22 protein-coding genes and 1 riboswitch are annotated in these 25,601 nt (G+C 55.3%); of the genes, 17 read left to right on the forward strand and 5 right to left on the reverse strand.

Going from position 1 to position 25,601, the window contains the following annotated elements; translation table 11 throughout:
• The first annotated feature begins 150 nt into the window (after window positions 1–150).
• From PAE68_RS11320 to gyrA, 5 genes are all read left to right on the forward strand, one after another.
• Window positions 151–1,182 (forward strand): GDSL-type esterase/lipase family protein, encoded by a 1,032-nt coding sequence (locus PAE68_RS11320; RefSeq protein WP_281887042.1) that lies wholly within the window; start codon window positions 151–153, stop codon window positions 1,180–1,182.
• 39 nt (window positions 1,183–1,221) lie between these two features.
• Window positions 1,222–2,187, forward strand: coding sequence for an ABC transporter ATP-binding protein (locus tag PAE68_RS11325; RefSeq protein ID WP_281887044.1), 966 nt, complete (start codon window positions 1,222–1,224; stop codon window positions 2,185–2,187).
• Complete coding sequence (locus PAE68_RS11330) at window positions 2,180–3,172, forward strand: ABC transporter permease (RefSeq protein ID WP_281887046.1); 993 nt, start codon at window positions 2,180–2,182, stop codon at window positions 3,170–3,172. The genes PAE68_RS11325 and PAE68_RS11330 overlap by 8 nt, the downstream gene beginning before the upstream one ends.
• Window positions 3,173–3,344: 172 nt before the next feature.
• Window positions 3,345–5,318 (forward strand): DNA topoisomerase IV subunit B, encoded by a 1,974-nt coding sequence (gene parE / locus PAE68_RS11335; protein WP_281887048.1) that lies wholly within the window; start codon window positions 3,345–3,347, stop codon window positions 5,316–5,318.
• A gap of 14 nt (window positions 5,319–5,332) precedes the next feature.
• Window positions 5,333–7,768: a DNA gyrase subunit A gene (gyrA, locus tag PAE68_RS11340; RefSeq protein WP_281887050.1), complete on the forward strand. Its 2,436-nt coding sequence runs from the start codon at window positions 5,333–5,335 to the stop codon at window positions 7,766–7,768.
• Here gyrA and PAE68_RS11345 read toward each other — a convergent pair.
• The gene (locus PAE68_RS11345) at window positions 7,765–7,932 is read right to left on the reverse strand and encodes a hypothetical protein (protein ID WP_281887053.1); all 168 of its coding nucleotides are present in this window, start codon (window positions 7,930–7,932) and stop codon (window positions 7,765–7,767) included. The two genes, gyrA and PAE68_RS11345, sit on opposite strands and share 4 nt — an antisense overlap.
• A 199-nt stretch (window positions 7,933–8,131) precedes the next feature.
• Between PAE68_RS11345 and PAE68_RS11350 the strand changes: the two genes are divergently transcribed.
• Window positions 8,132–8,545: a MarR family winged helix-turn-helix transcriptional regulator gene (locus PAE68_RS11350; protein ID WP_281887055.1), complete on the forward strand. Its 414-nt coding sequence runs from the start codon at window positions 8,132–8,134 to the stop codon at window positions 8,543–8,545.
• A 170-nt stretch (window positions 8,546–8,715) separates the two neighbouring features.
• Here the strand turns inward: PAE68_RS11350 and PAE68_RS11355 are convergent, their stop codons facing one another.
• The 3 genes from PAE68_RS11355 to PAE68_RS11365 form a co-directional block, all read right to left on the reverse strand.
• Window positions 8,716–9,411 (reverse strand): RluA family pseudouridine synthase, encoded by a 696-nt coding sequence (locus PAE68_RS11355; RefSeq protein WP_281887057.1) that lies wholly within the window; start codon window positions 9,409–9,411, stop codon window positions 8,716–8,718.
• 1 nt (window position 9,412) lies between these two features.
• Entirely contained in the window at window positions 9,413–10,276 is an 864-nt protein-coding gene (locus PAE68_RS11360; RefSeq protein ID WP_281887060.1) for a class I SAM-dependent methyltransferase, read from the reverse strand.
• A gap of 156 nt (window positions 10,277–10,432) precedes the next feature.
• A complete protein-coding gene (locus PAE68_RS11365; RefSeq protein WP_281887062.1) occupies window positions 10,433–11,533 on the reverse strand; it encodes a stalk domain-containing protein in 1,101 nt (366 codons plus the stop codon).
• A gap of 204 nt (window positions 11,534–11,737) precedes the next feature.
• Between PAE68_RS11365 and glgB the strand changes: the two genes are divergently transcribed.
• The 7 genes from glgB to thiC all read left to right on the forward strand — a co-directional run bounded on the left by glgB (window position 11,738) and on the right by thiC (window position 20,790).
• Entirely contained in the window at window positions 11,738–13,693 is a 1,956-nt protein-coding gene (gene glgB, locus PAE68_RS11370) for a 1,4-alpha-glucan branching protein GlgB (RefSeq protein WP_281887064.1), read from the forward strand.
• Window positions 13,686–14,855: a glucose-1-phosphate adenylyltransferase gene (locus tag PAE68_RS11375; protein ID WP_281887066.1), complete on the forward strand. Its 1,170-nt coding sequence runs from the start codon at window positions 13,686–13,688 to the stop codon at window positions 14,853–14,855. The genes glgB and PAE68_RS11375 overlap by 8 nt, the downstream gene beginning before the upstream one ends.
• 7 nt (window positions 14,856–14,862) lie before the next feature.
• Window positions 14,863–15,972, forward strand: a complete 1,110-nt coding sequence (gene glgD / locus PAE68_RS11380) for a glucose-1-phosphate adenylyltransferase subunit GlgD (protein ID WP_281887069.1) — start codon at window positions 14,863–14,865, stop codon at window positions 15,970–15,972.
• Between the two features lie 144 nt (window positions 15,973–16,116).
• Window positions 16,117–17,580, forward strand: coding sequence for a glycogen synthase GlgA (glgA, locus tag PAE68_RS11385; RefSeq protein WP_281887071.1), 1,464 nt, complete (start codon window positions 16,117–16,119; stop codon window positions 17,578–17,580).
• A 96-nt stretch (window positions 17,581–17,676) separates the two neighbouring features.
• Window positions 17,677–18,051 carry a metal-sensitive transcriptional regulator gene (locus tag PAE68_RS11390; RefSeq protein ID WP_281887073.1) on the forward strand — a complete coding sequence of 125 codons (375 nt, stop codon included), beginning with the start codon at window positions 17,677–17,679 and terminating at the stop codon, window positions 18,049–18,051.
• Between the two features lie 20 nt (window positions 18,052–18,071).
• On the forward strand, window positions 18,072–18,773 hold the full coding sequence (locus PAE68_RS11395) for an MOSC domain-containing protein (protein ID WP_281887075.1): 702 nt from the start codon (window positions 18,072–18,074) through the stop codon (window positions 18,771–18,773).
• 33 nt (window positions 18,774–18,806) lie between these two features.
• Window positions 18,807–18,918: riboswitch (TPP riboswitch) on the forward strand.
• A 90-nt stretch (window positions 18,919–19,008) separates the two neighbouring features.
• The gene (gene thiC, locus PAE68_RS11400; RefSeq protein WP_281887078.1) at window positions 19,009–20,790 is read left to right on the forward strand and encodes a phosphomethylpyrimidine synthase ThiC; all 1,782 of its coding nucleotides are present in this window, start codon (window positions 19,009–19,011) and stop codon (window positions 20,788–20,790) included.
• Between the two features lie 124 nt (window positions 20,791–20,914).
• On the opposite strand, the gene PAE68_RS11405 is transcribed toward thiC, so the two are convergent.
• Window positions 20,915–21,775, reverse strand: a complete 861-nt coding sequence (locus PAE68_RS11405; RefSeq protein WP_281887080.1) for an MBL fold metallo-hydrolase — start codon at window positions 21,773–21,775, stop codon at window positions 20,915–20,917.
• Between the two features lie 184 nt (window positions 21,776–21,959).
• Between PAE68_RS11405 and PAE68_RS11410 the strand changes: the two genes are divergently transcribed.
• The 4 genes from PAE68_RS11410 to PAE68_RS11425 all read left to right on the forward strand — a co-directional run bounded on the left by PAE68_RS11410 (window position 21,960) and on the right by PAE68_RS11425 (window position 25,601).
• The gene (locus PAE68_RS11410; protein WP_281887082.1) at window positions 21,960–22,202 is read left to right on the forward strand and encodes a glutaredoxin family protein; all 243 of its coding nucleotides are present in this window, start codon (window positions 21,960–21,962) and stop codon (window positions 22,200–22,202) included.
• Window positions 22,203–22,274: 72 nt separating this feature from the next.
• Window positions 22,275–22,931 (forward strand): TVP38/TMEM64 family protein, encoded by a 657-nt coding sequence (locus PAE68_RS11415; RefSeq protein ID WP_281887084.1) that lies wholly within the window; start codon window positions 22,275–22,277, stop codon window positions 22,929–22,931.
• Window positions 22,912–24,348: a dihydrolipoyl dehydrogenase family protein gene (locus PAE68_RS11420; RefSeq protein WP_309299325.1), complete on the forward strand. Its 1,437-nt coding sequence runs from the start codon at window positions 22,912–22,914 to the stop codon at window positions 24,346–24,348. The genes PAE68_RS11415 and PAE68_RS11420 overlap by 20 nt, the downstream gene beginning before the upstream one ends.
• On the forward strand, window positions 24,345–25,601 hold the full coding sequence (locus tag PAE68_RS11425; protein ID WP_281887086.1) for an FAD-dependent oxidoreductase: 1,257 nt from the start codon (window positions 24,345–24,347) through the stop codon (window positions 25,599–25,601). Before PAE68_RS11420 ends, PAE68_RS11425 begins: the two co-directional genes overlap by 4 nt.

Below are 25,601 nucleotides of genomic sequence, written 5' to 3' on the forward strand. Positions count from 1 at the left end.
GCGGAGGCAGCTCGGTAACCGAACGTCGGTTGAGCTGCTTCCCATTGGCTGAATTTGCAAATCTCCAATCGAACCGCTACTCTAAAAGTAAACGTTGCAGTCACAACAAAGACAAGCTGTACAAGCTGCTTGGGTGCAGGAGGAGAATCGATGAGCTCAACACGATGGCTATGGCGAACAGTTGGCGTGGGCGCGCTCGCGTCGACGATTATTTGTGGAATCGGCTTCACGTATGCGGTGAACGAAATTATATTTCCAGCGTCCGGCGAGCTTCAAGCGCCGTCCGTACCTGCCGCTCCTGCGAATACCGCAGAGCCTGCGCCAGGGCGGGCCGCTGCTCCATGGAATGCGAAGGCCGAGGTGCGACTAGTTGCACTTGGTGATTCGTTGACGGCTGGAACAGGCGACATTACGGGCAAAGGCTACGTGCGCGGCGTGAAGGACAAGCTGCAGGAGACGCTGGATAAGCCGGTGTTCGTGTACAACAACTTTGCGATACCGGGCTTCCGCACGTACGATCTCTTGAACAATTGGGAGGCGAAGCCAGACATCGCGAAGTCGATCGCGGAGGCGGATGTCGTGCTGCTGACGATCGGCGGCAACGACTTGTTCGAGGGCGGGGAAGGTATCTTCACCGCGCCGGAAGCGGGTGCGAGCGGCTCTGCGCAGGGGGCAGCTCGTGCAGGTGGCGAAGGTGCAGCAGGTGCTCCGGGGACGCAGCAAGGAGTTGCGCCGGGAGTACGTAGCGGAGCTGGTACAGGTGGAGGGAGTGCAGCTGAAACTCCTGCGACTGGCCAAGCGCGGGCAGGAGCAGGCTCTGATGTGGCGCTCGGGGAAGGCTTCAACCCGGAGGCGGCGGCGAAGCGTATGCCCGAGGCGCTGAAGCGGCTGGAGCAAATTATGGAGCGCGTCAGCAAGGCGAATCCGAACGCGCGTGTGCTGTATGTCGGGCTGTACCATCCTTTCCTTGATCTGGACAAGTCGAAGGAAGGCAGCCGCGTCATTCAGCAGTGGAATACGGCGGCATTCGATCTTGCGACTCGTCTACCGAACGTGACGGTCGTGCCGACGTACGATTTATTCGAGCTGTACAGCGAGCGGCTGCTGTACACGGACCATTTTCACCCGAATCAGGAAGGGTATGAGCGCATCGCGAATCGTATCGTCGATATATTGAATTAGGCTTGCCATATCTGAACTATACAGGAGGGAGGCTACACAATGTTGTCATCACAGCAGCAAGGCAGAGACGCGACAGTCGTCCTGTCAGTCGAGGGCGTCCAGAAGCGAATCGGTAAGCGGCTCATCATCAAGGGGATTTCCTTCGACGTGCGCGCAGGGGAAATATTCGGCTTCCTCGGTCCGAACGGCTCAGGTAAGACGACGACGATTCGCATGCTCGTCGGTCTTATTAAGCCGACTGCAGGCACGGTCCGTATCTGCGGCTATAACGTGTTCACCCAGCACGAGAAGGCGCTCCAGTACGTCGGCTGCATCGTCGAGAATCCAGAGCTGTATCCTTACATGAGCGGCTGGGAAAATCTCGAGCACTTCGCACGTATGCTGGACGGCGTGACGGAGCAGCGCATTCACGAGGTCGTCGACATCGTCGGCATGGATGCCCGCATTCATGATAAGGTGAAGACGTACTCGCTCGGCATGCGCCAGCGTCTTGGCATTGCACAAGCGCTGCTCAACGACCCGAAGCTGCTCATATTGGACGAGCCCACGAACGGACTCGATCCGCAAGGCATTAAGGAGCTGCGTGAATTTATACGACGGCTGGCGGATACGGGACTGAGCCTGTTCGTATCGAGCCATCTTCTTAGTGAAATTCAGCAGATGTGCGATCGCGTGGCGATTATTAGCGACGGCGAGGTGCTGCAGGTCGGCGAGGTCAGCGAGCTCGTGGACGAGCGTGCTGGCACCGTCATCTGGACGGTGCGTCCAGCGGACGCAGCGCGAGCGGTGCTCGAGGCGCATCCAGACGTGCGCGACCTCGCAGAGCTGGACGCCGAGACTGCGGATGCACCAGCCAGGCTCGCGTCGCGCCTCGCGCCGGAGCTGATCCCTGAGCTGAGCCGCCGCCTTATCGCGGCCGGGGTTGAGCTGTTCGGCGTCGAGAATCGGGTGCCGAGTCTGGAGGATTTATTTTTGCAGGTGACGGAGGGGAAGCGCATTGGCTAGCATGTACCGGCTCGTGATGAATGAGAGCATCAAGATGGTGAAGAAGAAGCGGCTGCTCGTCGTGCTGCTCATCCTCGCTTCGATCATCCCGATGTTCGCTTACGCACAGATGAAGGTTGCAGAGAACAGTCTGAAGCAGTTCGGTACGACCGATTGGCGCGCCGAGCAGCGGCAGAAGATTACGGACTATACGAGACGTCTGTCGAGCGCCCGTCTGCCGGACGAATGGAAGCAGCGCATCCAGGTCGAGGTGAAGGTTGCGCAATACTACTTGGATAAAGATGTGAATCCGGCTTCGCCGAACGGGGTAACCTTTACAGTAGAGTTCGTTCGCAATGCGGTCGGCCTCTTGATCCCGCTCATGATTATGGTCATCGCAGCCGATATTGTGTCGGGCGAGCATACGGGCGGCACGATCAAGCTGCTGCTAACGAGGCCCGTTCCGCGATGGAAGGTTTTGCTCAGCAAGCTCATTACGCTCATCTTGTTCGCGTCGGTTGTCGTCGTCGCAACAGCCTTGCTGAGCTACTTGATCTCCGGCCTCTTCTTCGGCTACGGGGGGTGGAGCGCACCGCGGCTGTTCGGCTTCTCCGTTACAGGTACCGAGGTCGATTTCAGCAAGGTTCGCGTCGTGGAGCAATGGTTTTATTTGCTGCTTGAGCTTGGTCTGGTCTGGTTCGCTGCGGTGACGGTGGCGCTCATGTCACTGATGATTTCGGTGCTTGTTCGCACGACTGCGGCCGGTATGGGCATTATGCTGGCGGTGCTCATTTCGGGAACGATATTGACGAATATGGTGTCGTCTTGGGAGACGGCTAAATATTTTTTTATGGTAAATCTCGACTTGACCGATTACTTGTCCGGAAGCACTCCACCCATTAAGGGTATGGATTTACCATTCTCGCTCTCCGTATTGAGCGTATGGGTGCTGTTGTCTGTTCTTGTCTCTTTTACCGTATTTACGAAAAAAGATGTATTGAACTAATTCGTTCAGATGTTATAATGCTTCATAGTTGAACGGAACGTTCAGTTCGAGGGCTTGGCGCAGGCAAGGGAGCCGGCAATGGACGTCCTTCGTTCGCTGCCGCGCCCCGCGGTGCTTGATGGAGTGAGCCCGGCTTGCGAGATTGTGTTGGTTTAGGGAGGCTTGCGTTGCGATGACGGAACAACTGGATTTGTTTGAGAAAAGCACGGCCGCGCCGGCCGATTACGGCGCAGACGACATCCAGGTGCTGGAGGGACTTGTAGCAGTTCGCAAGCGGCCGGGTATGTATATCGGCAGCACGAGCTCGTCCGGTCTGCATCACTTGGTATGGGAGATCGTGGATAACGCGGTCGACGAGCATCTGGCGAAGCATTGCAATCAGATCGACGTCACGATCCATAAGGATCAATCAGTGACCGTTCAAGATAACGGCCGGGGCATTCCGACCGGTATGCATAAGACAGGAATTCCGACTCCGCAGGTCGTCTTTACGATCCTGCATGCAGGGGGCAAGTTCGGTGGAGGAGGCTACAAGAAGTCCGGCGGTCTTCACGGCGTCGGCGCTTCAGTGACGAACGCTCTGTCCGAATGGCTAGAGGTGGAAATATACCGCGAGGGAAAAATTCATCGCCAGCGGTTCGAATATTGGGTGGACGAAGCAGGCAAGGAGCACGTCGGCGAGCCGTCGACAGGGCTAGAAGTTATCGGCAACACCCGCAAGACCGGCACGCGCGTGACGTTCAAGCCGGATAAGCGCGTATTTCAAGGCGGCACGACGATCAATTACGATACGCTCGCCGACCGACTTCAGGAGATTGCTTTCCTGAACTCGGGCTTGAAGGTGACGATTTCGGACTTGCGCACTGGCAAGACAGATGAGTTCCTGTATGAGGGTGGAGCGAGTCAGTTTGTGCAATTTCTGAATGAGGAGAAGAGTGTGCTGCACGACGTCATTCATTTCATCTCGGAGAAGGATGAGATTGAGGTCGAGGTAGCGCTTCAGTATAACGATGGCTATACGGAAACGATCGTGTCCTTCGTCAACTCGATTCCGACGCGCGGCGGCGGAACTCACGAAACCGGATTCAAGACCGCCTACACGAGGGTGATGAACGATTACGCGCGGAAGACCGGCATGCTCAAGGAGAAGGAGAAAAATCTCGATGGGCAAGACCTGCGCGAGGGGATGATGGCGGTCATCAACATCAAGATGTCCGAGGTGGAGTTCGTCGGTCAGACGAAGGACCAGCTCGGCAGCGCCTCTGCCCGCAGTGCGGTTGATGCGGTCGTCTCTGACAAGATGTCGGTGTTCCTCGAAGAGAACCCTCAAGTTGCGCAGATGATCATGAAGAAGGCAATACAGTCGTCGAAGGCCCGCGAGGCAGCGCGCAAGGCTCGCGAGGAGGTGCGCAGCGGCAGGAAGGGGAAGAGCGAGAGCTCGAACCTGGGCGGCAAGCTGACGCCTGCGCAGTCGAAGGACTATACGCGCAACGAGCTATTCATTGTCGAGGGCGACTCGGCTGGTGGCTCGGCGAAGCAGGGCCGCGATTCGAAGTTCCAGGCGATACTGCCGCTTAAGGGCAAGCCGATGAATCCGGAGAAGGCGAAGCTGCTCGACATTATGAAGAACGAGGAATATAAGGCCATTATCGCCGCGATCGGCGCAGGTGTCGGTCCGGAGTTCGACTTATCCGAATGCAATTATGCCAAAATTATTATTATGACTGATGCCGACACCGACGGCGCTCATATTCAAGTGCTGCTGCTTACGTTCTTCTATCGGTATATGAAGCCGCTGATCGATGCCGGCAAAGTATATATCGCGCAGCCGCCGCTGTTCAAGGTGACGAAGAAGGCCGGTAAAAACAGCGCCGTACATTATGCATGGACGGATGAGCAGCTGCATGTGCTGACGAAGGAGCTCGGCAAAAATGTGGAGCTTCAGCGCTATAAGGGACTAGGTGAGATGAACCCGGACCAGCTGTGGGAGACAACGATGGACCCGGCGACACGAACGCTGCTGCAGGTTCGGATCGAGGACGCAGCGAAGGCAGAGCGCCGCGTGTCGACGCTGATGGGTGACAAGGTCGATCCGCGCAAGCGCTGGATTATCGAGAACGTCGACTTCACGGAATATGAACAATAAACGGGGGTCAGCAGGTGAGTACTCTTGAACAATTTTTACCGGCCTTCCTGGAGGAAGTTGTAGGTGATCGCTTCGGCCGGTATTCCAAATATATTATTCAGGACCGCGCCATCCCGGATGTGCGCGACGGACTGAAGCCTGTGCAGCGGCGCATTCTGTACGCGATGTACGACGCGGGCAATACGCCAGACAAGACGTATCGCAAGTCGGCGAAGACGGTCGGTGATGTGATGGGTAACTACCATCCGCACGGCGATTCCTCGATCTATGAAGGGATGGTGCGGATGGCACAGCCTTGGAAGATGGGCCATGTGCTCATCGACGGACACGGCAATTGGGGCTCACTTGACGACGACCCGGCTGCTGCGATGCGTTACACCGAGGCGCGTCTATCCGAGATCGCGATGGAGCTGCTGCGCGACATTGAGAAGCGCACCGTCCAATTCAAGGATAACTTCGACAATACGACGAAGGAGCCGGTCGTGCTGCCTTCGCGCTATCCGAATCTGCTCGTTAACGGGGTCAGCGGCATATCGTCCGGCTTCGCAACGGAAATACCAACGCATAATTTGCGTGAGGTCATTAACGCGTGTATCGAGCTGATCGATAAGCCGGACAGCACGCTTGAGGATCTTATGACAATTATGAAGGGTCCGGACTTCCCGACGGGCGGTATTATTATGGGCTCTGAAGGCATCCGCGAGGCGTACCGCAGCGGCCGGGGCCGTATCTACATACGGGCGAAGACGTCGATCGAGGATCTGCGGGGCGGCAAGCAGCAGATCGTCATTACGCAGATCCCGTATCAGGTCGTCAAGTCTCGTCTGGTGACAGCTATGGAAAATATTCGTCTGGAGAAGAAGATCGAAGGCATCGCCGAGGTGCGTGACGAGAGCGGACGCGAAGGCTTGCGCATCGTGGTTGAGCTGAAGAAGGAAGCGGATGCGCAAGGCATTCTTGCTTATTTGCTCAAGAAGACCGATCTTCAGGTGACGTACAACTTCAATATGGTCGCCATCGTGAACAAGACGCCGAAGCAGCTTGGTCTTGTCGATATGCTGAGCGCTTACATCGAGCACCAGAAGGAAGTCGTCACGTTCCGCTCCCGCTATGAGCTTGAGAAGGCGGAGGATCGGGCACACGTGCTCGAGGGACTCGCTAAGGCATTGAACATTCTTGACGAGGTCATCGCCGCGATCAAGGCGTCGAAGAATCGTCAGGACGCGCAGAACAATCTCGTGAAGCTGTTCGGCTTCTCTGAGCGTCAAGCAGACGCGATCTTGACGTTGCAGCTATACCGTCTAACCAATCTGGAGATTCACTCGATCGAGAAGGAGCTTAAGGACGTACAGAAGACGATCGCTTATCTACGTGCGATTCTGGGCAGCGAGAAGAAGCTGCTGGCTGTCATTAAGGACGAAATTTCCGCGATTCGGGATAAGTACGGCATCGACCGCCGTTCCGCTATACAGGACGAGGTGGAGGAGCTGAAGGTCAATCTCGAGGTGATGGTGACTGCAGAGGATGTGTTCGTCACGCTGTCTAACGAGGGCTATATTAAGCGTACGGGCAAGCTGTCGTTCATCCGCTCCGGCGGAGAGGTCGAGAGCACGGGGCTGAAGGAAGGCGACTACCTTCGCGAGCTGCTCGATGTGAATACGCTGGAGAGCTTGCTCATCTTCACCCAGAAGGGTCAATACTTCTTGCTGCCTGTGCATCAAATTCCGGAGTACAAGTGGAAGGACAACGGTACGGCGATCGTCAACGTCATTCCGATCTCCAAGGACGATCGAATCGTGAACGTCATCCCGGTCAAGGAGCTCGACGAGGCGGGCAAGTCGTTATTGTTCGTTACGCGCAAAGGTCAAGTGAAGCGAACGGAGCTGAAGGATTATGCGACGAACCGCTCCACTGCACTTGTGGCGTGTAAGGTCGGCGAGCACGATGAGGTCATTCGGGTGCTGCTTAGCACCGGGGGCCAAGACGTATTGCTCGTGACGAAGACGGGCCTTGCGATCCGCTTCAAGGAGGACGAGGTGAACGCAATGGGCCGCGCGGCTGCAGGCGTTCGCGGCATTGCGCTCAAGGAGGACGACGAGGTCGTTGCGGTGGAGCTCGTAGAGGGCTACGAGGGCGAGCTCGTTGTTATATCTGACAACGGCTATGCCAAGCGTTCACTCATGGCTGATTACTCTCTGCAAGGGCGTGGCGGCAAGGGCGTCATCACGTTCGAGTTCAAGCAGGGCAAGGGTGTGAAGTCGAACGGAACCGCGCTTCAATATGCTTTCGCGGTGAAGGAGCCCTTCGAATTGACCGCTATTTTGAGTACGGGCGAGAAGACGGTGTTCTCTACAGAGAAGGCCCCGCTTGAGGACCGCAGATCGTTCGGCAAGGCTATGTTCGCACTAGCCAAGACAGATGCGATTGTAGATATACTCAAATACCATTAATCATAGCTCGTATAGCTCGGCTCCAGCCGGTCTAACAGCTCGAGCATGAGCTCCAATACGGCCCACGTCGGCATCGGATCGTCCAAGCGATCGAGCCAGCGTGGGTCTTTTATAATTCCTTTTTGCAGAGCGGCTTCACCGATTTTCGTTTTCCATGCTTCCATGCTCAATTCCTCCTTCTACACCAGATGACAAGCTTTCACCTTTAGGCGAGCATCCTGCTGCAATATATGTAGAAGCTCGTCAAAAGGTACTTGTTTTTATCGGTTCATGTCATAAAATATTCATGCCATTAACCTTTATTGCGAGAGGAAGGAATGTTATAATGTAGGAAAACTAAGGAATATCGGGAGTGATTGTGCTGTGGTTACTCAGGAATTTGCGAAGCTGTGGCGTAAGCTGTCCAAGGACCTTCGCACTCACATGGAGACAGAACTTGCACCGACCATTACGGAAGGCCAGCTAACTGTGCTGGAGCTGCTATTGACTTCGGAAAAGCCCAAAATGAAGCCGTCCGACTTCATTGACGTACTGGCGACGACACCCGCCGCGATCACGACGCTGCTCGACCGGATGGAGAAGGCGCAGCTTATTATGCGTGAACGCGATGAGAAGGATCGACGCATCGTGTGGGTGCTCGTCACCGATAAGGGACGTATGGAATGCGAGCGAGGCCTCCAGATTCGGGAGCAGTTTTTGCAGCAATATTTAAGCCGCATCTCCTCGCACAACCAGCAGCTGCTCGTATATTTACTTGGCAAGGTTGCGAATGCATGACCTATAACGCAACAGCATCCTGAGAGCGCTGGCACCTAAGCTGACGACAACGATCATAACCATTACGCAAGTTTATGTATATGGTGCAACCTGCTCCATTAGAACACTGACTGCACGACTCTAATGATGACAGCAAACACCCCGACCTGAGAGCAGGTCGGGGTGTTCGGCTAATCATGACTCGATTGCTCCCAGAGCAGCCAAGGGTACGCAACAGGCGGAGCTGAGCGGAACGAGAGCGTCTCCTTGGTGACGGGATGCTCGAACGATAGGGACGTTGACCATAGTGCAATCTGCTGCCCTCGCACCGCCTTCGATGCGCCGTAGCGCTGGTCGCCGACGAGCGGACAGCCGATCGTGGCAAGCTGGACACGGATCTGGTGGGGACGACCGGTGTGCAGCTCCACCTCGACTAGTGACATGCCTTCGAGACTACCGAGCAACCGATAGTCCAGTACAGCTTCCTTCGCACCGTCCTTATTCGGCGGCACGACTGCTACGGTGTTCGTCCGTGCATCCTTCAGTAGATGATGTCTGAGCGTCCCAGCAGGGCTGGACGGCCGTCCGTGGACAACCGCGCGGTATACCTTGCGGATCGAGCGTGTGCGTACAGCCTCGGACAGCCGGGATGCCGCCTTCGACGTCTTGGCGAACACCATGACCCCGCCGACAGGACGATCCAGACGATGCACAAGACCCAGATATACGTTGCCGGGCTTGCGATGGCGGTGCTTCAGATCTACCTTAATCATGGTGAGCAAGTCCGGATCTCGGGATTCGTCCTCCTGTGTAGGCACGTTAGGCGGCTTCACGACGACGATCACATGGTTGTCCTCATATAACGTTTCGAATGGCGCAGCCGACATGCTACGCCTCCCAGCGGCCAAGTATGCCGCATGGCAGCATGAGCTTGGAGTCAGTAATCGGCAGACCGATTTCGCCGCAGGAGATCGAGCCGCCGAACTTGCTGCCCATCGATAGGGCGAGCACATTTTTCAGTACCGAGGCGGAGATGCCTGTTGTGTAGGAGTTGATGAGCATGAACAATGGCTTGTCCGACATGATGCTCATGCACGTCTCTACGAACGGGTATAGGTTCGTCTCGAGCTTCCATGTCTCTCCATTCGGGCCGCGACCATAGGAGGGTGGGTCCATGATGATCGCATCGTACTTGCTGCCGCGGCGCTGCTCGCGCTGGACGAACTTGAATACATCATCCGTGATGTAGCGTACCGGACGTTCACCGAGACCGGACAGCTGTACATTCTCCTTCGCCCATTGCACGACGCCCTTCGACGCATCGACGTGGCATACCTCGGCCCCCGCATAAGCGCACGCTACTGTCGCACCACCCGTATATGCGAATAGATTCAGCACGCGGATCGGGCGACCAGCGCCTTGAATCTTCTCAATCATCCAATCCCAGTTGACTGCCTGCTCCGGGAATAACCCTGTATGCTTGAAGCTTGTCGGCTTAATATGAAATTTCAGCTCGCCATAACCGATCGTCCATCGTTCCGGAATTTGCTTCTTATACTCCCACTGACCGCCGCCGCTTGAGCTGCGATGATAATGCGCATCCGCCTTGTGCCAGGCGCTGAGCTGCTTCGGAAGCGGCCATATAATTTGCGGATCCGGTCGACGCAGTATGATGGAGCCCCAACGCTCCAGCTTCTCGCCATCTCCAGTATCTATCAATTCATAGTCTTTCCAATTCTCAGTTGCAAACATACGATTTCGTCCATCCTTTGCTCCAATATATTCAATCTATTGTACATGAATTAAGAGGTGGAATCCAATACTGTTATTGGGCGAAATCAGAACGAAATGAGGGAGCCTTATCGGCTCCCTCAACAATCCCTACTATTATATATAGTTAGCTCAGCTTTAAGGTTTAGGAAGCTCCATATATTGCACGAGGGATGGCATCTCATTCCTGATGAAATCGTCGTAAGCTTTGGTCATGTAATCATCTCGCAGAGATTCCTTCACCTCATCGAAGCTAAGCGTACGGCGCTGCTCAATGCGCATCAGATCGATGCTGTAGGTTGTGTCAAGCGGCTTGCTGATCTCATTGATCGGCAGCTTGAGGGAGCTTGCGCGGCGATCATCCTCCCAGCTATTGACAGGAACCTCTTCGAAGAATGTGGAATAGATCGACTTCTCGTCGTTCTCCTCTTCCTCGATCAGCTTCTCGAAGTCAGCGCCCTTCGCTAGCTTCTCGGACAGCTTGCTTGCGATGGACATCGCTTCCTCCTTCGTACGCGTGATGCCGAACAGGTCGCCATAGCCGATCTCCAGCTGTCTTACAGAGACGACGGTATACTCGTCGGTCTTCAGCTTTTGATCATAGGCTGCCTTCAGGACGTCATCGGTAGCTCCAGCTGCGAGCACATGATCGACTTGGACGCTCAGTTCCAGCAGCTTGCGGAGCGCTTGTTTTTGGCCATCGGTCGTAAATTCATAGTAATCGATGGAGTCCATGTACTCAGCCTCTGCCTTGGCCTTGATGGCAGGTGCATCGGAAGGGGAGAGGCGCGCGGCCAGCAGCTGATGGCTCACCAGCGATTTCAAGGCGAACAGGAGCTCGTCCTCAGTAAGCTCGTACTGTGACGTATACGGGTCATAGCCGCTGACGATCAGCATATATTCGTACAGATCCCCTAGTGTGACTTGACCGCCTGTATAGGTAGCTACGATCAGGTCCTTATCGATTCGCTTGCCTACATAGATCGTACCAGTATCGTTGTCGAAGCTGATGTCCTTGCCGATCGACTCGCTGACGAACCGAAGCGGCACATACGTGGTGCCATTGTAGATGAAGCCTGCACCTTGCTCGGCATTTGGAATTTTTTGTACACCATCGAACATATATTTCAGCTCACGAAAATATACCTCAATTTGAGTGCCTCCCGCGAATGCGGCAGTTCCTGTCAGCATGGCGCCAAGCGATAGTCCAAGCACAAGACCTTTGAGCTTATCGTTCATATGTACTTATACCTCCAGTGCTGGTTGTGATTCTGTTAAGTTCGACAAGCTGCGTCGATTTCCTGCACATGACGATGAACGAGCAGAATTAAGCTGAAAATTAATCATTAATTTTTTTTTGGTGAAAGAGGAAAGGATTTTCTGTATTCATGTAGTATTTCTTGTAGTATCGGCGGAAATAAAAACATCGAGGGGGTGCCTCAGGTGAAAAGCTTAGTCCCTTATCCAGAGGACTTGTATTTATTCCATGAAGGCAACCTGCATCGCAGCTATGAGCTACTCGGCGCGCATCCTGCGGTCGACAGCGATGGAACAGCTGGAGTGCGCTTCTCTGTATGGGCTCCGCATGCTCGTGAGGTGCGCGTCGTCGGAGATTTTAACGATTGGGACGGCACGCGTCATCCGATGCACAAGATCAGCACATGGGGCGTGTGGTCGGTATTCATCCCGAGCGTACGTCAAGGCGAGTATTACAAGTATGAAATCGTGACACCCGAAGGAACGCTCCTGTACAAGGCGGACCCTTACGCAGTATGGTCTGAGCTGAAGCCCGGAACGGCTTCACGGGTTTACGACCTGAGCGGCTACGAGTGGACGGATCAGGCGTGGCAGCGCAGTAAAGAGACGAGCTCCGTGTATGAATCGCCCTTGAATATTTACGAGGTTCATCTAGGGACATGGAAGAAGAAGCCGGACGGCAGCTATTTGACTTACCGTGAGCTTGCCGCGGATCTCGTCCCTTATGTGAAGGAAATGGGCTACACCCATATTGAGCTGCTCCCGCTTGCTGAGCATCCGTATGACCGATCCTGGGGCTACCAGGCGACAGGCTATTACTCCGTGACGAGCCGATTTGGAACGCCGCATGATTTTATGTACTTCGTAGACTGCTGTCACAACGCCGGTCTAGGCGTCATCATGGACTGGGTGCCCGGACATTTCGTGAAGGACGAGCATGGGCTGCGGCAGTTCGACGGAAGACCGCTGTTCGAGTATAACGACCCTGCGATTGCCGAGAAGCCGGAGTGGGGAACATTGACCTTCGACTTCTCAAAGAAAGAGGTCGTTAACTTCCTCATCTCGAATGCGCTGTTCTGGATGGATGTGTACCATATTGACGGACTGCGCGTCGACGCCGTTGCCAGTCTGTTGTACTTGAACTTCGGCAAGCCGCGCGAGAAATGGATCAAGAACGCATACGGCGGTGATGAGAATCCCGACGCGATCGAGTTTCTGAGGAAGCTCAATTGGACCGTATATCACTATTATCCGCAAGCGCTGATGATGGCAGAGGATTCGAGCGCCTGGCCGCTCGTTACAGCTCCTGTGCACGAGGGTGGACTCGGCTTCAATTACAAGTGGAATATGGGCTGGATGAACGATATGCTGGAATACATGGAGATCGATCCGTACTTCCGCTGCGGCAGTCACCACCTCTTGACGTTCAGCTTCATGTACACCTTCTCTGAAAACTACGTGCTGCCACTGTCTCATGACGAGGTGGTGCACGGCAAAAAATCACTATTGAATAAAATGCCGGGCGACTATTGGCAGAAGTTCGCCAATCTGCGCGCTCTGTATGGATATAAAATGTCCCATCCGGGTAAAAAGCTTCTCTTTATGGGAAGCGAATTCGGTCAATTCGACGAGTGGAAGGATCTCGAGGATCTCGATTGGGAGATGCTATCGTATGACAGCCATCGCAGCATGCACCGGTATGTCCGCGAGCTGAATCAGCTTTATTTGCGGGAGCCCGCGCTGTGGGAGCTCGACCACTCACCGGACGGCTTCGCCTGGATCGATCCGAACGATCAGGCGCAGAGCGTCACCTCGTTCCTGCGAAGATCGCGGCGGCCGGATGATGTGCTCGTGATCGTGACCAATTTTACCCCCGTGTACCATGAGCACTATCGAATCGGCGTACCTTACGCAGGCGAATATGCCGAGCTGTTCAACAGCGATGCCGGCGAATTCGGCGGCTCCGGCAAGCTGAACGCTGGCACACTCGTGACAGAGCCTGTGAGCTGGCACGGACATGCCAACAGTCTGCATGTGTCGCTGCCACCGCTCGCTACGGTCATCTTCAAGCCGATTCACATCGTCAAGCCTATACCATCGAATTCAACTGCTATGCTAGGAAGGGGTCAAGCCGATGCGTAAAAAAGAATGTGTCGCCATGCTGCTGGCAGGGGGCGAAGGAAGAAGATTAGGCGTGCTGACCAAGCAGCTCGCGAAGCCGGCCGTACATTTCGGAGGCAAATACCGCATTATCGATTTTACCTTAAGCAACTGCACGAATTCCGGCATCGATACAGTCGGAGTGCTGACACAGTATCAGCCGCTCGTGTTAAATTCATACATCGGCATTGGTACGCCGTGGGATCTTGACCGTAAGCACGGAGGTGTCACGGTGCTTCCTCCTTATATGGAGCAGAGCGGCGGCGACTGGTACAAGGGGACGGCCAACGCGATTTACCGTAATATGCCGTTCATTGATCAATATGACCCTGAATATGTGCTCGTTATCTCGGGCGACCATATCTACAAGATGGATTATGACCGGATGCTCGATTTCCACAAGAGCAACGATGCGGATGCAACGATTGCCGTCATTGAGGTGAAATGGGAGGAAGCGAGCCGCTTCGGACTGATGAGCATTGATGAGGAGCGCCGCATTACAGAATTTGCTGAGAAGCCGAAGGAGCCGAAGAGCAACCTCGCTTCGATGGGCATCTATATTTTCAACTGGCAAGCGCTGAAGTCTTATCTGATCAAGGACGAGGAAGATCCGAGCTCGAGCAAGGACTTCGGTAAAGACCTCATTCCGCGTATGCTGCGTGAGGATCAGAAGATGTATGCATACCCGTTCGAGGGCTACTGGAAGGACGTCGGCACGATCCAGAGCCTCTGGGAGGCCAATATGGACCTGCTCGAGGACGAGCCGGAGTTCAATCTCAATGACCGCGACTGGCGCATCTACTCGGTGAATCCGTTCCAGCCTGGACAGTACGTCGCACCGACAGCGCAGATTAAGCGTTCGCTGGTCAACGAAGGCTGCGCGGTGTTCGGCGAGGTGGACCACTCGGTCTTGTTCTACGGCGTGCAGGTGGGCGAGGGCAGCGTCATTAGCGATTCGGTCATTATGCCGAACGTCACGATCGGCACGAATGTGACGATCCATAAGGCGATTATCGGTGAAGGAACCGTGATCGAGGACAATGCGGTCATCGGCAGCCCGGACCGTGATCCGGCACAGGACATCATCCTGATCGGCAACAATGAGCATATTCATGCAACGACTACGATTACGGTGAAAGGGTGACGTTCCAATGAAACGACTAATGGGCGTAATTAACCTGGTGAACGAGCCGGACGAGCTGGAGGAACTGACCTATTCGCGGTGCGTAGCATCCGTGCCGTTCGGCTCCCGATACCGCTTGATCGACTTCGCACTATCGAATATGGTGAACTCCGGCATCAACAATGTCGCTGTGTTCACGCAGCATAAGTTCCGCTCACTGATGGACCATCTCGGCTCCGGCAAGGAGTGGGACCTGGACCGCAAGCGTGGAGGGTTGTTCCTGCTGCCAGCCATTCTTCACGAGTCAACTGGCATGGCACGTGGGGACCTGTTCCAATTCTACAGTCATCGGGATTACTTCTACCGCGGCAACGAAGATTATGTGTTGATTACCCGCTCTCATATGGTATGTAATGTTGATTTCAATGCCGTGCTGGACTACCACCTCGAGAAGAATGCCGACATCACGGTTGTATATAGAAAAGCCGACGACGCCGAATACGCGAAGTTCCGCAGAATGGCCGTGAAGGACGACGGTCAAGTGACGTTGATGGAGGACCATTCCGGACGACTGCGCACGGACAACATTTCTATGGAAATGTATATCATGAGCAAGCATCTGCTGCTTGATATGGTCGAATCTTGTCTAGCACAAGGATACGATCACCTCGTACGTGACGGCATTATGAAAAATATCGACAAGCTGAGCGTATACGGCTACCAGCACGAAGGGTATACGGGCATCGTCAATACGATTCAGAGCTACTACAAGCACAGCATGCAGCTGCTTAATCCGTCGGTATGGCGGGAGCTGTTCTTCCAGCGCAGCCTCGTCTACACGAAGGTCAAGGATGAGCCGCCGGCGAGATACATGGAGAATGCACATGCCCGCAACTCGCTGATCGCCAACGGCTGCATCATCGAGGGCAAGGTGGAGAACAGCATCTTGTTCCGCGGCGTGAAGATTCGCAAGGGTGCCTATGTGAAGAATAGTATTATTCTACAGAACTGTGAAATTGAGGAGAATGTCATTATCGAGAATGCGATTCTGGATAAGGACGTCTTCATCAACCGCGGCCGCGTGCTGACGGGTGACAATCAGGCACCGTTTATTGCTTCCAAAACCAAGGTCATCTAAATACCGGCGCATGATTCCATAGGTTGCTGCGGCATTGGCGAAAACGGCTGGCATGAACAAGACTTCAAGCCTAGAGGTCGAGGACGCTTATGCCGTACAGCCTTACGGATCGTCTCGCCTATAATAAAGGAGTGGTAGGAAGCCATGAAAGTGTTATTTGCCGCCTCAGAGGCTGTACCGTTCATTAAGACAGGGGGACTAGCCGACGTCATCGGCTCGCTCCCGAAGTCGCTGGTCAAGCAGGGCATTGACGTCCGCGTGATGCTCCCCAAGTATGAGGATATACCGGCTGCCTTCACCGAGCGAATGGAGCTTGCGGCGACGTTCACGGTACAGATGGGCTGGAGGTCGCTGTACTGTGGTATTTTCAAGCTCGAGCATGAAGGCATTACGTTTTACTTCGTCGATAACGAGTTTTATTTCCGTCGTCGCGGCTGCTACGGGTACGGAGATGATGCCGAGCGCTTCGCGTTCTATTGTCGGGCTGTCCTTGATGCGATGCCGCATATAGACTTCGTTCCAGACCTCATTCATTGCCACGACTGGCAAGCCGGCATGATTCCGGTGCTGTACCGTGCCCACTTCAGCTACCAGCCTGAGTACGCTCATATCAAGACATTGATCACAATACATAACTTGAAATATCAAGGCGTGTTCGGTAAGGAGCTGTTCAAGGATTACTTCGCTCTCGGGGACGAGCATCTGCATGGATATGCGCTCGAAATTCATGGAGGAGCGAGCTTCCTGAAGGGCGGTCTGCTGTATTCCGACTACATCACGACCGTCAGTCCGACGTATGCCGAGGAGATTCAGACCCCCTATTACGGGGAGAGCATGGATGGGCTGTTGCGCTCGCAGGGCGGCCGTCTGGCCGGTATCGTGAACGGCATCGACTATGAGGAATACGACCCGATGAACGATCCTCATCTTGAGGTACGCTACCGAGATTCGCTATTGAAGAAGCAGCAGAACAAGACGAAGCTGCAAGAGAAGCTGGGCCTTCCGGTCAACAAGGACGTGCCGTTGATCGCGCTCGTTACCCGGCTGGTCGATCAAAAGGGACTTGCGCTCATCGATCGTGTCATCGCAGATCTGATGGAGCTGGACGCACAGTGGGTTATCGTCGGTACGGGCGAGCACCGCTACGAGGAGCTGTTCCGCTGGGCCGCATCTGCATACCCGGACAAGCTGTCCGCACAGATCAAGTTCGACGAAGGGCTGGCTCGTCAGGTATATGCCTCTTCGGATCTGTTCCTGATGCCTTCTCTGTTCGAGCCATGCGGCATTGGTCAGCTGATCGCGATGCGCTATCGCAGCGTCCCGATTGTAAGGGAGACCGGCGGCTTGAAGGATACGGTAACGCCGTATTCCGAGGAGACTGGAGAAGGGACAGGCTTCACCTTCGCCAACTATAACGCACACGACATGCTGTATACGATCAACCGTGCCGTCACGCTGTATCGTGATGCAGACGCTTGGTCGAACCTGATGTCCAATATGAAGAAGAAGGACTTCAGCTGGCGCAAATCAGCTCAGCAGTATGTGGAGCTGTACGAGAATCTTGTCAGCTCCAGCGTGGCGCATGCATCGACCTCTACCAATGCCTAGGGCATTGGTTTTTTTTTATTATTATGGCGAGGAATGCCTTATTACATGTGTACGGCTTCTGCTATAATAAGGGAATAGATAAGGGAGGTCATACAGATGGACCAGCATGAGAACGCAGCAGAGCAGCTTCATCGTGAAGGTGGTGTGGGGGAAGCATCAGCATCGGCAGGATGCGGCTGTGAAGGGAACGAGGCTCGCACGAGCCATCATTCGGAGAAGCTGAAGTCCAGTCTCATCACGAGACTGAACCGAATTGAAGGGCAAGTACGCGGTGTTCGCGGCATGATCGAGCGAGATGCGTATTGTGATGACGTGCTGAACCAGATTGCAGCGATTCAGTCTGCGTTGAATGGGGCGGGACGACTGCTGCTGGAGAGTCATATGAAGAGCTGTGTGATCGAACGTATTCAGGCGGGCGACCATGAAGTGATCGACGAAATATTGGTGACGATGAACAAGCTGATGAAGTAAGACGAGGGGAGAGGTGTAGGATGACTGCATATGTGAAGTCACTCAATGTGGCCCAGCCGGTACACGTGCAATACGGCAAGCAGGAGGTGCTTACTGGAATTTACAAGCAGCCCTCTGAGAAGCCTCTTAAGCTGGGCAAGCTTCATTTTGAAGGGGACGGACAAGGAGATCTGGTCCATCACGGCGGCGCAGATAAGGCGGTGTGCGTCTATCCGTACGAGCATTACGACTTCTGGGAGAAGGGGCTGCAGCTTAAGCTTGAGCCAGGTGCCTTCGGAGAAAACGTTACGGTCGTCGGCTGGGTGGAGACGGAGGTGCATGTGGGCGATACGTTCCGTCTCGGAGAGGCTATCGTCCAGGTCAGTCAGCCGCGCCAGCCTTGCTACAAGCTATCGATGCGGCATGGCTGGAAGGAGCTTCCTGTGCGGGTGCAGGAGACAGGCTATACCGGCTATTATTTCCGTGTGCTGGAGGAAGGGGTAGTCGCACAGGGCGATATGCTAGAGCGTACTGCGATACATGCTGCACGTATCACAGTTGAGGAAGTGAATCGTGTCATGCACAGGGATAAGCAAGATGTGGAGGCGATCCGGCGGTTGCTCGCGATTGACGAGCTGTCTGCAAGCTGGAGGGCCACGTTGGAGAAGAGGCTCGCTGGACATGTGGAGAGCACGGCAGCCCGATTGGACGGACAGCAAGACGCTAACCAAAAAATGGGTTGACGAATATCTACTTTCCCATTATGATGAAGAAGAATTGAATACGCGGGAGCTTGGTAGAGCCAGGCTGAGAGGATAACCGTTTTGTTATCGACCGTCATACCTGATCTGGATAATGCCAGCGGAGGAAACGTGAAGCCTTTCGTATAACACTTAAGGACCGCTTCTTTGGTTGCGGTCTTTTTTGCTGTTGTGCGAGGCAACTCCGCTTGCTTCCACCATTCGAGGAGGAATAAACATGGCAAGCGTTAATGACAAGGAAACAGCTCCGAACTTATCCCAATTCCCAGGAAGCCGCAAGGTGTATGTACAGGGCTCGCGTGCAGACATTCAGGTGCCGATGCGTGAGATTCAATTAACCCCAACCATCCGCAACGAGCAAGAGGAAGAGAATAAGCCTGTGCGCGTGTACGATTGCAGCGGCTTGTACACGGATACGGACGTACAGACGGACATTCGTCAAGGTCTGCCGCTCAATCGGATCGGCTGGATCATGGAGCGCGGCGACGTTGAGGCATATGATGGCCGCTCCGTGAAGCCTGAGGATAACGGCTTCAAGCGCGAGGAGGCTGTGCAAGGTGCAGAGCAATTCCCGGGCCTGCAGCGCAAGCCGCTTCGTGCCAAGGAAGGCGCGAACGTGACGCAGATGCACTACGCGCGCAAGGGCATCATTACGCCGGAGATGGAATATATCGCAATCCGCGAGCAGGTCGAGCCGGAGTTCGTACGGAGCGAGGTGGCCAGCGGCCGTGCGATCATTCCATCGAACATCAACCATCCGGAGAGCGAGCCGATGATTATCGGACGTAATTTTCTCGTGAAGATCAATGCGAACATCGGTAACTCCGCTGTCGCGTCGTCGATCGAAGAGGAAGTGGAGAAGATGCGCTGGGCGACACGCTGGGGCGCTGACACGATCATGGACTTGTCGACGGGCAAGCATATTCATACAACACGTGAGTGGATCGTTCGCAACTCGCCGGTGCCGATCGGTACAGTGCCATTGTATCAGGCGCTCGAGAAGGTGGGCGGCAAGGCCGAGGAGCTGTCCTGGGAAGTGTACCGCGATACGCTTATCGAGCAGGCGGAGCAGGGCGTAGACTACTTCACGATTCATGCGGGTGTGCTGCTGCGCTACATTCACTTGACCGCGAAGCGTGTGACGGGTATCGTCTCCCGCGGCGGCTCGATTATGGCGGCGTGGTGTCTGGCGCATCATCAGGAGAACTTCCTGTATACGCATTTCGAAGAAATTTGCGAAATTATGAAGAAGTACGACGTTGCCTTCTCACTCGGCGACGGCCTTCGTCCAGGCTCTATCGCCGATGCGAACGATGAGGCGCAATTCGCTGAGCTCGAGACGCTCGGTGAGCTGACGAAGATCGCTTGGAAGCATGACGTTCAGGTCATGATCGAAGGTCCAGGTCACGTGCCGATGCACATGATCAAGGAGAACGTCGATCGTCAGATGGAGGTATGTCAAGAGGCGCCGTTCTATACGCTCGGACCGCTGACAACTGACATCGCACCAGGCTACGACCATATCACGTCGGCGATCGGCGCGGCGATGATCGGCTGGTTCGGCACCGCTATGCTGTGCTACGTAACACCGAAGGAGCACCTTGGCTTGCCGAACAAGAACGACGTTCGCGAGGGCGTTATCGCCTACAAGATCGCAGCGCATGCGGCTGATCTGGCGAAGGGACATAAGGGTGCGCAGGAGCGTGATAACGCGCTGTCGAAGGCGCGCTTCGAATTCCGCTGGCGCGATCAGTTCAACCTGTCGCTGGACCCTGAGCGGGCGATGGAGTATCACGATGAGACGCTTCCTGCCGAAGGTGCGAAGACGGCGCACTTCTGCTCGATGTGCGGACCGAAGTTCTGCAGCATGCGGATTACGCAGGACATCCGAGATTATGCGGCGAAGCATGGTCTTGAGGATGAACAGGCGATTGAGCAAGGGATGACGGAGAAGTCCAAGGAATTCGTCGAGGCGGGCGGACGGATCTATTCGGAATAATAGTAGCATATAGCGTAACATGATTATCGATATACGAAACGGCGTGCAAATTGGTCACCAATTTGCACGCCGTTTATTTGGATTTCCCCTACCTATTCGTGATGAGCAGGACCGGTTGGCAACGCTAGTGCTTCATACCGCTAGTCACGTATTTGCCGTAATCTGGTACAGCGAGCTGGTCGAACTGGGCCGCAAGGTGCTGAAGACCTTCAGTTAGTGCCACGCCCTGCATCGGCACGCCATGACCGGTTACTGCGACATTCGGCTTGAGCGCTGCAAGGGTTAGGACGGACTGCTTCGCTGCCGCCCAATCCGTGGTCAAGTAGCGTGGAGGCCCGTTCACCTCCTGCTCTTGTGTAATCACCTTGTAGAGCGAATCCTGCCTCACCGTGACAAAGGCGTCTCCTGCAATAAGCGTGCGATCCTGCTCACGGAACAGGGAGATATGTCCAGGTGTATGACCAGGCGTATGCAGCCAACGCCAGCCTGCTAGGTGCGGAACGGTGCCGTCCGCAGGAAGTGCCTGTATGTGTTGACCAAGCTGGATCGCCTCGTTCGGGAACATAGGCGACAGCTTCGCGAGCAGTCCGCCCTCGACCGAGGCGTCTGGCTCTGGGTAATTCATCTGACCCGTAAGGAACGGCAGCTCCAGCTGGTGTGCATAGACCGGCACGTTCCAATGACGGATGAGCTCAATGGTCGAGCCGACATGGTCGAAGTGACCATGTGTCAGTATGATTGCCTTCGGCTTGCTGCCAGCGCCGAAGCGGTTTTCGGCTACCTCCATGATAGTTTCGGCGGAGCTTGGCATTCCAGCGTCCACTAGGACGAACTCGTTGGAGCCCGCTTCACCGATGAATGCGATATTAACGATTTGCAGCGTTACGCAATAGACGTCAGGCAACACCTCAAGCTCGGCGCCTGCTTGGACGGAGATCGCGGGGATGGACTTGTAGTCGCTGCCATAGTGCATCGATTGCTCCACGTTTGATCAGCCTCATTTCTTCGTATAGGATGAAGACGATGTTATTGTCGTCAACGATGCGACTAATTATAACGAATCTGTTCGATCACTTCGCGCTGCAAGATGAATGTAAGATACTTTACAGAACTCACCGATACGCCGCTGGTATAGTAGAGCTACCAACCTTGAAACGAGGTGAAGCTCGATGAAGCTCACCGTATACTGGAGGCAGCATTGCCCCGCTTGTCGGGAGCTGCTGTACTATTTGGAGCGGAAGGGCGTCCCATACGAGGGGCTCGACGTGACGCATGATGCGGAGCATTTTGCACAGATGATGAGACTGGGAGGCTTCGCTACACCGTATATGGTGCTGGATGGACAACCGATCACCTACTTCGATCCCGAGAAGCTGGACGTCTTGCTCTCGCAGAACAATGGAGACGGCTAAGCTCATCCTGTCACTCCTGTCTTCGCGCTTATCGACCGATGAATCACTACTACCACCAGAGGAGGGGCGTCATTGAACAGAAATGCCTTATTGAAGCTAGCTGCCGTAGCAACGATTGTCACCTTGCTATTATGGTTCAATCATACGTATGTGCGCTTGACCCCGAGCAGCATTCGCGAGTGGATCGTCGCGTGGGGGTGGCTTGCACCCTTCGTCTATATTGTGCTGTACACTGTTCGCCCGCTTATTCTATTCCCAGCTTCGATTCTCTCCTTAACAGGGGGACTTGCCTTCGGGCTGTTGGGAGGCACGGTGTTAACGGTGGTCGGTGCTACGATGGGAGCAGCTGTGTCATTCTTCGTCGCTCGCAAGGCGGGCTCAGGGATCGTGCAGATGAAAGGGAAGGGCAAGTTCGCCGACGTTCAGAAGCAGCTTGATCGGAACGGCCTGCTCTACGTGCTGCTGCTGCGGCTTATACCACTGTTCCCGTTCGATCTCATCAGCTATGCCGCCGGTCTGTCGACGCTGAAGTTCCGCGTGTTCCTGATCGGCACGTTCGTCGGCATTATTCCGGGCACGTTCGCCTATATATGGCTGGGAGCAAGCTTAGCTGGCGGCAGCCGGACCGACATCGCCATTGCTGCTGTGGTGTTCCTGGCTGCACTGCTCATTCCGCTCCGATTCAAAAAAAAGCTGGAGGGTACGCCTCATGAATCTGAATCGATATGATCTTGTCGTCATCGGGGGCGGCGCGGCTGGATTGACGGCTGCCGCAGGCGCGGCGAGCCTCGGTGCGAAGGTAGCGCTGGTGGAGAAGGAGCAGCAGCCCGGCGGAGATTGCCTCCACTACGGCTGTGTGCCGTCGAAGGCGCTCATAGCGGCAGCCAGACAGGTGCACGAGGCGCGCAAGGCCGCGGGCATGTATGGCCTGAGCCTGCAGGGGGAGCCTGACCTGCAGCAGGCGATGGAGCGCGTGCATGCTGCGATTGCGCACATTCAGAAGCACGATGCTGCGGACCGCTTCCGAGCGATGGGCGTCGATGTCTATCAGGGCTTCGGCACGTTCCGCAGCGCCCATGAGGTGGAGACCGAGCAGGGCGAGCGGCTGACAGGCAAGCGCCTCGTCATCGCGACAGGCTCGCGCCCGTTCGTCCCGCCGGTGGAGGGACTCGCGGCTTCGGATTATGCGACGAATGAAGCTGTTTTCTCGTGGAAGCAGCTTCCAGCTTCCTTGCTTGTGATCGGCGGTGGTGCGATCGGTCTGGAGCTGGGGCAATCGTTCGCTCGGCTCGGCTCAGCGGTGACGATCGTTGATTCATCTCCTGTGCTATTGCCTCGCGAGGATGAGGAGGTCGCGGCCTATGTGCGAGCCGCACTGGACCAGGAGCTGCGTCTGCTGCTTCAAGCAAGCGTCATGAAGGTGGAGCGTCTCGAAGGCGGGAAGAAGCGAGTTACGGTCAAGCAGCATGCATCCGAGCACGTGCTGATCGTTGATCATATTCTCGTCGCGGCAGGCCGCAGGCCGAATACGGAGTGTCTAGGACTCGAGCGGGCCGGTGTCGAGACGACGAATGGTTATATTACGGTGAAGGATACGCTGCAGACGAGTGTGCCGCACATCTACGCGGCTGGGGACGTGCTGGATCGGTTTCCTTTTACCCATGCGGCGGGAATGGAAGGGAAGGTCGTCGTCAGCAATGCCGTCTTCGGCCTGAGGCGGAAAGTAAGCTACGCGAATGTACCGTGGGTGACGTACACCGACCCAGAGCTGTTCCATCTCGGACTGACCGAGCGGGAAGCGAGAGACGTCTACGGGGACCGGATTCGCGTGTATCGGGTGCCGCTTGCTGACGTGGACCGGTTCGTCACTGACCGTGACACGGACGGTCTCGTTAAAGTGGTGACGACCGCTTCCGGTGACATAGTTGGCGCACATGCGGTCGGCAAGGGAGCGGGCGACTGGGCGCAGGAGCTCGTCTTCGCCAAGCAGCACAAGCATAAGATCGGTGACATCTCTCATGTCATTCATCCGTACCCGACGCATACGGCTTCTGTACAGCGAGCGGCAGATCAATATTGGCGGGAGAAGCTGTTCGCAGGCAAGCTGCCTCAGCTGCTCAAGCTGTACTTGCGGTGGTTCCGATGAAGTCATGGACATTCCGTCCAAGAGACAGCTCGAAGGCAGGAGAGCCTCCTATACAGCTTGTGCTGCTCGGAGGTGGCCATGCACATGTCCATGTGCTGAAGCAATTGAATCAGTTGAAGCAGTTGAATCAGTTGAAGCATGAGAGTCAGTTAAAGCCATTGAAGCGGCAGGGGCTGCCCAAGCGCGCGGACCGGGGTAACAGCAAGCTGCTGCCAGCGATGGAAGTGACACTCCTCACACCTGATCGTTATCAATACTATTCGGGTATGTTCTCGGGCTACCTCGAAGGGAACTATGAGCTTGAGGACATCCGCATCGATCTTGAGCGCATGTGCCAGAAGGCTGGTGTTCGGCTCATCCTCGCTGCTGCAGGTCGAATCGATCCGGAGGGGCAGACGGTGATGACCGACAGCGGGCAGTGCATCCCGTATGATGTGCTATCGCTCAATATCGGCTCTGTGGTCGCCAAGAGGGTGGGTGGCAGTGATCGAACGTCTGACCGTCTGCCACAGCTTAAGCCGAATTATTATGTCGCGACGCTGAAGCAGCTGCTGCAATCGAAGGAGCGGATCGTGGTTGTCGGGGGAGGCGCGTCGGGGATGGAGCTAGCCATGAGCGTGCAAGCCGGACGCCGATGTGCAAGCTCGAATGATTCCAAGGATGGTTCATTACATGACGTGACGGTGATATATACAGGATCGCCACTAGCGGCGTACGGCGAACACGCGTCAAGGCGAATGGAGGAGCTCGCACGACGTCGAGGGCTGCACCTGATCGGCAACGATCGTGCTGTGTTGATCGACGATGGCGAGCTGGTGCTGCAGTCGGGCAAGCGGCTGCCTTATGACAGCCTGCTGCAGCTGACTGGCTCTGCCCCGCTGCCGCTCCTTCAGGCGAGTGGACTCGAGACCGATGCGAGCGGCTACATATTGGTGAACGAGCAGCTCCAATCGGTGAGTGCGCCGAACATATTCGGAGCGGGAGACTGCATTGCGTTGCAATCGCACCCTGAGCTGCCTAAGGCGGGCGTCTACGCGGTCCGTCAGGCGCCTGTGCTATGGCGCAACCTATGTGGGTACATGCTGGGCGATCCGCTCGTACGATATCGTCCACAGCGTACCTACTTGTCGATTATATCGACAGGTCATCAGGAGGCGCTGCTCCAATATGGATGGCTTACGGCTCATGGCCATTGGTGCTGGCGGCTGAAGCAGGCGATCGATCGGGCTTTTATACGTAAATATAACGAATAA

It is taken from the genome of Paenibacillus sp. YYML68, from assembly GCF_027923405.1.
Lineage (GTDB): Bacteria > Bacillota > Bacilli > Paenibacillales > NBRC-103111 > Paenibacillus_G.